Raw genomic sequence first — 7,714 nt, 5'->3', positions numbered from 1 at the left:
CGCCCAGCTCTTCGCCGGACGGCGCGAGCTCTTCGCCGGGCTCCACCTCGAACGCCACCACGACTGGTCCCAAACCCACCCCATCATCCGCCTCGACTTCGGCGGCGGGGTGATCCGTTCATCACGCAACGAGCTGGACGACTGCGCCGTGGCGCAGTGCCGCGAAATCGCCGAACGGCACGACATCACCCTCATCACGAACGCCCCGGCGCTCAGCCACCAACCACGGACGCATCGACCTCACCGTCCGCTTCGACGACCGCGTCTACCTCATCGAGTTCAAGGTCGAGGGGCTCGCGGGAAGCGCCTCGGCGCTGGCACAGATCAAGGCGCGCGGATACCACCAGAAGTACGCCGGCAGCCCCTGCCGGCTCATCGGCATCTCCTTCCGCAGCTCCGAGGGCAACATCACGCGCTTCGAATGGGAGGCGCTCTGAACCGCGGCCATCCCGCCGTCGTCCATCACGCGTCCACCGCGCTGGTCACCGCCACGGCCCGCGATCGATCCGCCCGCAGCCAATCGCGCAGCCAACCCCGCAACCAGCGCCGTTGCGCATCGGAGATCCCGGCATCGGGCTGCTCCATCAGCAGCAGCCCGCAGTCGCACAGCAGCGCCCGCGCCAGCGCCACCCGCAGGGCATCGAACCGCTCCAGCACCAACATCGGGCGATCCAGCGTCACGCCATCCTGCAACAGCCCCAAACGGTCGAGCGCCTCCCGCGCCCGGGAAGATGTCAACCGATGGCCGAAGGCCAGCTCCTCGAACACCGTCACCCCCATCCAGGGCTGGGGCCAGCAGTCGAACCAGTAGTACACCCCGGCGGCGGGCCTCCCCTGCCACACCACCCGCCAGCGACCCGAGGTGTCGAAGCCGGCCAGAAGGCGCAACGCAGGGGCGTATCCGACCGGAAGCCACAGCAGATCACCCGATCCGAACCGCAGCCGTTCCTCCCCCTCCACCTCGTGGAGCGTGGCGGCGAACAACCGCCCCCTCCCGTTACCGCGTCTTGTAGTTGCGCTGCAGATCGCGTTGGATGTCGCGCTCGCGCATCGCCCGCCGCTTGTCGTAGAGCTTCTTGCCGCGGGCCAATGCGATCTCCAGCTTGGCGATGCCCCGCTCGTTGAAGTAGAGCTTGAGCGGCACCAGGGTCAGTCCCTTCTCCTTGAGCTTGCCGGTCAACCGCGCGATCTCCCGCTTGTGCAGCAGCAGACGGCGCGAACGGGCCGGGTCGTCGGGATGTTCGCCCGCGGCCGGCTTGTAAGGGGCGATATGGCAGCCGATCAGCTCCGCCTGCCCGTTGCGGATGATGCAGTGCGCCTCGCTCAGGTTGGCCTGTCCGGCGCGCAGCGACTTCACCTCGGAACCGACCAACACGATGCCCGCCTCGATCCGCTCCAGGATGTGGTATTCGAACCGGGCCTTGCGGTTGAGGATCGCAGTCATCACCCCTCCTCGGCCAGGAGGATGGCGCGCGCCGCTGCGCAGTCGCGCTCGATCTGCCGGACCAGCGATGCCCCATCGCGGAAGACGCGATCCTCCCGCACCCGGCGGACGAACTCCACCCTGAGCCGCCTCCGATAGAGATCGGGGCTGACGTCGAAGAAGTGGCTCTCCAGCACCAGCGTCCGACCGGCGAAGGTCGGGCGGTAGCCGAGGTAGGCCGCCCCGCCCCACCTTGCCTCGCCACTGAAGCCGCGCACCGCGTAGATACCCGCCGGCGGGTGGACCAGGTCGCGCAGATCGAGATTGGCGGTGGGAAAGCCGAGCCGCCTCCCCCGCTTGTCGCCGACGCCGACGTGGCCGCTGATCGAGAAACGGCGCCCGAGTAGCTCGGCGGCGAGATCGAGATCGGCCGCCTCCACCGCCGAACGGATGCGGCTGGAAGAGACGATGGCTCCGCGCATCTCGAAGGCGTCGGCGGCACTGACCGTGAAGCCCATCCGTTCGCCGATGGCGCGCAGCGCATCGATATGGCCACAGCGCCGCCGGCCGAAGGCGAAGTCGTAACCGGCGTGGAAGTGGCGAAAGGCGAAGCGGCGATGGAGCATGGCGATGAACGCCTCGGGCTCCATCGCGGCGAGCTTCCGGGTAAAACGGAGCAGAAAGACGGCGTCGACACCACACGCACCGATCAGCGCCAACCGCTCATGGAGATGGCACAGCCGCCGCGGCGCCTCGGCAGGAAAGAGGATCTTGCGCGGATGGGGGTCGAAGGTCACCACGATCGCCGGCCCGCCGACCGCGCGGGCATGCCCGACCAGCTCGGCCAGGATCTGCCGGTGGCCCATGTGCACCCCGTCGAAGTTGCCCACGGTGAGCGCACCACCGCACAGCGCCGCGCTCGGCGCCGTGGCGCTGCGCACGATCTTCACCGCATCTCCCCGAACGGGTAGACCACCCGCCCCCCCAGCAGGGTGTAGCGGACCCGGCCGATCATCGTCCGCCCGTGCCACGGGGTGTTGCGGCTCTTCGAGTGGAGTTTGTCGCGATCGAGCCGCCACCGCTGATCGGGATCGAAGATGCAGAGATCGGCGGCCGCACCCGGCGCGAGCGTTCCGGCATCCAACCCGAGCAGCCGCGCCGGATTGATGGTCATGGTGGCGATCAGATCGGGCAGCGACAGCACCCCCTCGCGCACCAGGGAGAGCGACACCGGCAACAGCGTCTCCAGCCCGACGATGCCGAAGGCGGCGCAGGCCAGCCCGCAGCGCTTGTCGTCCTCGTGGTGGGGGGCGTGGTCGGTGGCGATCACCGCGATGGTGCCGTCGCGCAACCCCTCGACCACCGCCTGCCGGTCGGCCTCGGTGCGCAGCGGCGGATTCATCTTGGCATCGGCGTTGTAGCCCAGCACCTCCTCCTCGGTGAGCGCGAAGTGGTGCGGCGCCGCCTCGGCCGAGACCGCCAGCCCCTCGGCACGCGCCGCCCGCACCAACGCCACCGCCTCGGCGGTGGAGATGTGGGCGACGTGGTAGCGGCCGCCGCTGCGTCGGGCGAGCATGATGTCGCGCGCCACCATGCACGCCTCCCCCTCGGCCGGCATGCCGGTCACTCCCAACCGGGTGGAGAGCCACCCTTCGTTGACGCAGCCGCCGGCGGTCAACTCGGGCTCCTCGGCGTGCTGGATGATCAGATAGCCGAAGCTCGCGGCATACTCCAGCGCCCGCCGCATCAACCCGGCATGCCGGATCGGCATCCCATCGTCGGAGAAGGCCACCGCACCGGCGCGGGCCAACTCGCGCATCCCGGTCAGCCGCCGCCCCTCCAGCCCGACGGAGACCGCGGCAATCGGGTGGATGCGGCAGAGCCCCACCTGGCGCGCCCGCTCGATCACCTGCCGCACCACCCCCGCATGGTCGATCCGGGGGGTGGTGTTGGGCATGCAGCAGAGGGTGGTCACCCCTCCGGCCACCGCCGCGCGCGACCCGGATGCGATATCCTCCTTCCACTCCTCGCCCGGCTCACGCAGGTGGACATGCATGTCGACCAGGCCGGGGCAGACCACCAGCCCGGTCGCATCAATGGTGCGCTGCGCCGGTGCGGAGAGGCGCGCAACGATGCGGCCATCCTCGATGAACAGATCGCCCACCTCGTCGCGACCACTCGCCGGATCGACGATCCGCCCGCCAACGACCACCAGCCTCATCACCCCCTCTCCTCCCCGCCGCAGAGTGTGGTGAGCACCGCCATGCGCACCGCCACGCCATACTCCACCTGATCGAGGATGCGGCTCTGCGCCCCGTCGGCAATATCGGTGGCAATCTCCACCCCGCGGTTGATCGGCCCGGGATGGAGCACCAGACAGCCATCGCCGGCCAACGCCAGCCGGCGGGCGTTGAGCCCGTAGGCCTCGTGGTACTCCCGGATCGAAGGGAAGGCGAAACCATCGACCAGCCGCTCCTGCTGCACCCGCAGCATGTAGAGCACATCGCTGCCGGCCAGCGCGCGGTCGAAATCGTGCAGCACCGTGCAGCCATAGCGCTCCACATCGGCGGGCAGGAGCGTCTTCGGCGCCACCAGCCGGATGTGGTAGCCCATGGTACGCGCGGCGATCAGATGGGAGCGCGCCACCCGCGAATGGGCGATATCCCCCACCATGGTGATGGTCCGCCCGGCGACATCGCCCAGATGGCGCCGCAGTGTGAGCAGGTCGGTCAACACCTGGGTGGGGTGTTCGTGGGCGCCGTCGCCGGCGTTGACGATGGCGGTCCCGGGCAGGAAGTCGGCCAGCAGCTGGCAACAGCCGGCGATCCCGTGGCGGACGACCAGCACATGCGGCTGCATCGCCGCCAGCGTCCGGGCGGTATCGAGCAGGCTCTCCCCCTTTTGGGTCGCCGAGGTGGAAACAGAGATGTTGATCACATCGGCGGAGAGGCGCTTGCCGGCGATCTCGAAGCTGGTGCGGGTACGGGTGGAGTTCTCGAAGAAGAGGTTGACGATCGTCTTGCCGCGCAGCGTCGGCGCCTTGCGGATCGGACGGCGGGAGAGGGGCACGAAGGAGTCGGCCAGCGCCAGCAACTGCTCGACGCGGGCGCGCTCCAGCCCCTCCATGCCGAAGAGGTGTCTCACGCGCCCCGCCTCACCCCGATCCGACGCAACCGCGCCTGCCACACCCCGTCGTCGGTGCGGGAGAGGTCGATCGCCGTCCGCCCATCCAAGGAGTGGCGGATGCCGACCAGATCGGGCTGGATCGGCAGCTGCCGCCCGCCGCGGTCGATCAACACGGCCAGACGGATCGCCGCCGGACGGCCGTAGTCGAACAGCTCCCCCAGCGCGGCGCGCACCGTACGGCCGCTCTGCAGCACGTCGTCGACCAGCCACAGCGTCCGCCCGCTGATGTCGAAGGGGAGCTCGCTCGCCCGCACCTCGGGATTGGGGCCGATGGTGTCGAGATCGTCACGGTAGAAGCTGATGTCAAGCGAACCGCGCTCCACCCGGCGACCACGTGCGCACAGGGAGACTGCCAGCGCATCGGCCACCAACAGCCCGCCGCGACGGATGCCGATCAGCGCCACCGGATCGCCATCGATCGCCGCCGCCATGCGATCGACCGCCGCCGCAATCGCCTCGGGAGAGAGCGGATCAGCCATGATCCGGGGCGACATTCCGCGCCAGGAAGGACTCCAGGATGACTGCCGCCGCGGTCTGATCGAGCAGCTTGCGCACCCTCTTCTCACTGTATCCTTGGGCGAACAGACGGGCTTTCGCCTCCCAGCTGGAGAGGCGCTCATCCTGGAAGTGGATCGGCAGCGGACATACCGCAGCCAGCTCCCCGGCCGCCCGCCGGCAATCCTCCGCCTGGGCGCCGCTGCTGCCGTCCATGTTACGCGGCAGGCCGATGACGATGCCGCGGCAGCGGTACTCCGTCGCCCGCCGACACACCTGTTCGGGCCAGTCGGGGGCGCCGCGATCGAGGCAGGCGATGCCGCGGCAGCCGATGCCCAGCGCATCGCACACCGCCACACCGATGCGCCGCATGCCGACATCGAGCGCCAGCAGCGGCAGTTGAACCGCACACCCGGCCATGCCTCGAAGGGTAGGCCGCCGCCGACCGTTCCTCCACCCGGGGGGACGGGACACCGCCTCGCCACCCATTCAACCGGCCTCCGACTGCAGCGCCTGCGCCACCTCCCGCAGCTGGTGGGGGCCGAAGACCCGGATCCCGTGGCGGCGCAGCAGCGCCGCAGTCACCCCGGAGCCCGCCACCAGCCGGCCGGAGAAGCTGCCGTCGTAGATCCGGCTGACGCCGCACGACGGGCTGCGCTCCTGCAGCAGTGCCAACCGAATGGCGTGGCGGCGGCAGAGCGCCAGCGCCGCCTCCGCCCCGCGGCGAAAGGGGGCGCTGACGTTGCGCCCATCCCGACAGCGAACGGCGCCATCGGCGGCGATCTCCGCCGCCGGCCGTGGCACCGGCAGCCCGCCGGCCACCTCCGGACAGCAGGAGACCACCACTCCGGCCGCCGCCCATCGCGCGATAGAGGGGTCGACCGGCAGCCGTCGACCGTCGTAGCGCACCTGCTCCCCCAACAGGCAGGCGGAGACGAGCAACCGAGGGCGGACGACAGCATCGGCAACGCCGTCCCGTCCGCGCGTCATCGCCCCTCCTCCGCATCCGCCGCGCCCCAGCCGCCGCCGCCGGGGGTGGCCACGGTGAGCAGATCCCCCGGCCGCAACGCAAGCTCGCATTTGGCCGGCAGTCGCCGCTCGCGGCCGTCGCGCAGCAGGAGGTTCTCGCCCGGCGCACCGGGCGCCCCACCGGCCGCCCCCTGCGGCGCGCTGCTGCGCCGCTCGCTGAGCAGCGTGAGCGCACACGGCGACAGCACCCGCCAGCTGCGGATCAACCCGTCGCCGCCGCGATGGCGCCCCGCCCCACCGGAGCCGCGCCGCACGGCGTAGCGCTCCACCCGCAGCGGATAGTGCATCTCGAGCAGCTCGATCGAGGTGTTGGCGGTGTTGGTCATGTGGCACTGCACCGCGCTCTGGCCGGCGCAGCCGGGCGAGGCCCCCATGCCGCCGCCGAGCGTCTCGTAGTAGACCCAGTCGTCGCCGCCGAAGAGGACGTTGTTCATCGTCCCCTGCGACTGGGCCGGCATCCGCCCGGGCAGCGCACGCGCCAGGGCTCCGAGCAGCAGATCGACCACCCGCTGGCTGGTCTCGACATTGCCGCCGGCCACCGCCACATCGCCGACGGCGTGCAGCAGTGACCCCGGCTCGGCGATGATGCGGATCGGGCGGAATACCGCCGCCGTCTGCGGCGTCTCCGGCGGCATCAGGCAGCGAAACAGGTAGTAGACCGCCGCCGCGGTCACCGCCAGCGGGCAGTTGAACGGCCCGGCGCAGGCCGGCGCCGTGCCGGTGAAATCGACCGTCGCCTCCGTGCCGGAGACGGTCAGCGCCACCCGCAGCGGCAGCGGCCCGTGGCCCAGGCCGTCGTCGTCGAGCAGCTCCTCGTGGCGGTAGCAGCCGTCGGGGATGGCGGCGATCCCCCGCCGGCCGTAGCGCTCGGAGACGGCCATCAGCCGGGCGAAGCGCGCAGGCAGTGGCGCGTCCTCATGCAGCGCACGCAACCGGCGCACTCCGGCCATGCAGGCGGCGCGCTGCGCCGACAGATCGCAGCGTCGCTCCTCGGGGTTGCGCGCCCGGGCGAGCAGCGGCGCGATCGCCGCCGGCTGCTCCTCCCCCGCCCGCCACCACCAGTCGGGCGCGAGGACCACCCCCTCCTCCTCCAACCGGCTGCACAGCCCCATCGAGCCGGGACGGAGGCCCCCGACATCGGCGTGGTGGGCGCGGCTGACCGCGAAGGCGATCGGCGTGCTGTCGATGCAGAGCGGCATCACCGCGGTGATGTCCGGCAGGTGGGTGCCGCCCAGCCGGGGGTCGTTGAACAGCAGCAGATCGCCGTCGCGCCAGTCGAAGCGCCGCACCACATCGCGCATGGCAAAGGCCATCGAGCCCAGGTGGACCGGGATGTGCGCCGCCTGCGCCACCAGCTCTCCGGTGCCATCGAACAGCGCGCAGGAGTAGTCGCCGCGGTCGCGGATGTTGGGCGAGACGGCGCTGCGCCGCAGAATCGCCCCCATCTCGGCGCAGATGGCGTCGAGCCGGGCGGAGAAGAGGCTCAGATCAACCGCGTTCATGATGGAATCGCAAAAAGCCCGTCCGTGGGCTTTTTGCTTGACGGCGATCGAAGAGCGCGGTCTTCGATCGCCTTACAAA

9 protein-coding genes and 1 pseudogene are annotated in these 7,714 nt (G+C 70.7%); 1 reads left to right on the top strand and 9 read right to left on the bottom strand.

Annotated features, from left to right (window positions below):
* Positions 1 to 215 precede the first annotated feature (215 nt).
* Positions 216 to 437 (top strand): annotated as a pseudogene (locus tag D6682_03195) (hypothetical protein).
* A gap of 25 nt (positions 438 to 462) precedes the next feature.
* Here D6682_03195 and D6682_03190 read toward each other — a convergent pair.
* The 9 genes from D6682_03190 to D6682_03150 form a co-directional block, all read right to left on the bottom strand.
* Entirely contained in the window at positions 463 to 984 is a 522-nt protein-coding gene (locus D6682_03190) for a hypothetical protein (protein RMH51959.1), read from the bottom strand.
* A gap of 13 nt (positions 985 to 997) precedes the next feature.
* Positions 998 to 1,444, bottom strand: coding sequence for an SsrA-binding protein SmpB (smpB, locus tag D6682_03185; protein ID RMH51958.1), 447 nt, complete (start codon positions 1,442 to 1,444; stop codon positions 998 to 1,000).
* A complete protein-coding gene (gene ribF, locus D6682_03180; GenBank protein RMH51964.1) occupies positions 1,444 to 2,289 on the bottom strand; it encodes a riboflavin biosynthesis protein RibF in 846 nt (281 codons plus the stop codon). Before ribF ends, smpB begins: the two co-directional genes overlap by 1 nt.
* Positions 2,290 to 2,369: 80 nt before the next feature.
* Positions 2,370 to 3,644 (bottom strand): dihydroorotase, encoded by a 1,275-nt coding sequence (locus tag D6682_03175; GenBank protein ID RMH51957.1) that lies wholly within the window; start codon positions 3,642 to 3,644, stop codon positions 2,370 to 2,372.
* Positions 3,644 to 4,549, bottom strand: coding sequence for an aspartate carbamoyltransferase catalytic subunit (locus tag D6682_03170; GenBank protein RMH51963.1), 906 nt, complete (start codon positions 4,547 to 4,549; stop codon positions 3,644 to 3,646). The genes D6682_03175 and D6682_03170 overlap by 1 nt, the downstream gene beginning before the upstream one ends.
* 14 nt (positions 4,550 to 4,563) lie before the next feature.
* Complete coding sequence (pyrR, locus tag D6682_03165; GenBank protein RMH51962.1) at positions 4,564 to 5,088, bottom strand: bifunctional pyr operon transcriptional regulator/uracil phosphoribosyltransferase PyrR; 525 nt, start codon at positions 5,086 to 5,088, stop codon at positions 4,564 to 4,566.
* Entirely contained in the window at positions 5,081 to 5,524 is a 444-nt protein-coding gene (ruvX, locus tag D6682_03160; protein ID RMH51956.1) for a Holliday junction resolvase RuvX, read from the bottom strand. The genes pyrR and ruvX overlap by 8 nt, the downstream gene beginning before the upstream one ends.
* Before the next feature lie 69 nt (positions 5,525 to 5,593).
* Positions 5,594 to 6,094 carry a DUF523 domain-containing protein gene (locus tag D6682_03155; protein RMH51955.1) on the bottom strand — a complete coding sequence of 167 codons (501 nt, stop codon included), beginning with the start codon at positions 6,092 to 6,094 and terminating at the stop codon, positions 5,594 to 5,596.
* The gene (locus tag D6682_03150) at positions 6,091 to 7,635 is read right to left on the bottom strand and encodes a hydantoinase B/oxoprolinase family protein (protein ID RMH51954.1); all 1,545 of its coding nucleotides are present in this window, start codon (positions 7,633 to 7,635) and stop codon (positions 6,091 to 6,093) included. Before D6682_03150 ends, D6682_03155 begins: the two co-directional genes overlap by 4 nt.
* Between the last annotated feature and the right edge of the window lie 79 nt (positions 7,636 to 7,714).

Source organism: Zetaproteobacteria bacterium, assembly GCA_003696765.1.
In the GTDB taxonomy this organism is placed as follows: Bacteria; Pseudomonadota; Zetaproteobacteria; order Mariprofundales; family J009; genus RFFX01.
Note: the sequence above shows the minus strand (reverse complement) of the source record. Positions and strands in the feature narration are given on the sequence as shown.

Bases quoted from the DNA above. Each gene is read 5' to 3' on its own strand.
- pyrR (RMH51962.1), bottom strand. From the start codon at position 5,088: ATGGCTGATCCGCTCTCTCCCGAGGCGATTGCGGCGGCGGTCGATCGC.
- D6682_03150 (RMH51954.1), bottom strand. From the start codon at position 7,635: ATGAACGCGGTTGATCTGAGCCTCTTCTCCGCCCGGCTCGACGCCATC.
- smpB (RMH51958.1), bottom strand. From the start codon at position 1,444: ATGACTGCGATCCTCAACCGCAAGGCCCGGTTCGAATACCACATCCTG.
- D6682_03155 (RMH51955.1), bottom strand. From the start codon at position 6,094: ATGACGCGCGGACGGGACGGCGTTGCCGATGCTGTCGTCCGCCCTCGG.
- ruvX (RMH51956.1), bottom strand. From the start codon at position 5,524: ATGGCCGGGTGTGCGGTTCAACTGCCGCTGCTGGCGCTCGATGTCGGC.
- D6682_03170 (RMH51963.1), bottom strand. From the start codon at position 4,549: ATGGAGGGGCTGGAGCGCGCCCGCGTCGAGCAGTTGCTGGCGCTGGCC.
- D6682_03175 (RMH51957.1), bottom strand. From the start codon at position 3,644: ATGAGGCTGGTGGTCGTTGGCGGGCGGATCGTCGATCCGGCGAGTGGT.
- ribF (RMH51964.1), bottom strand. From the start codon at position 2,289: ATGGGCCACCGGCAGATCCTGGCCGAGCTGGTCGGGCATGCCCGCGCG.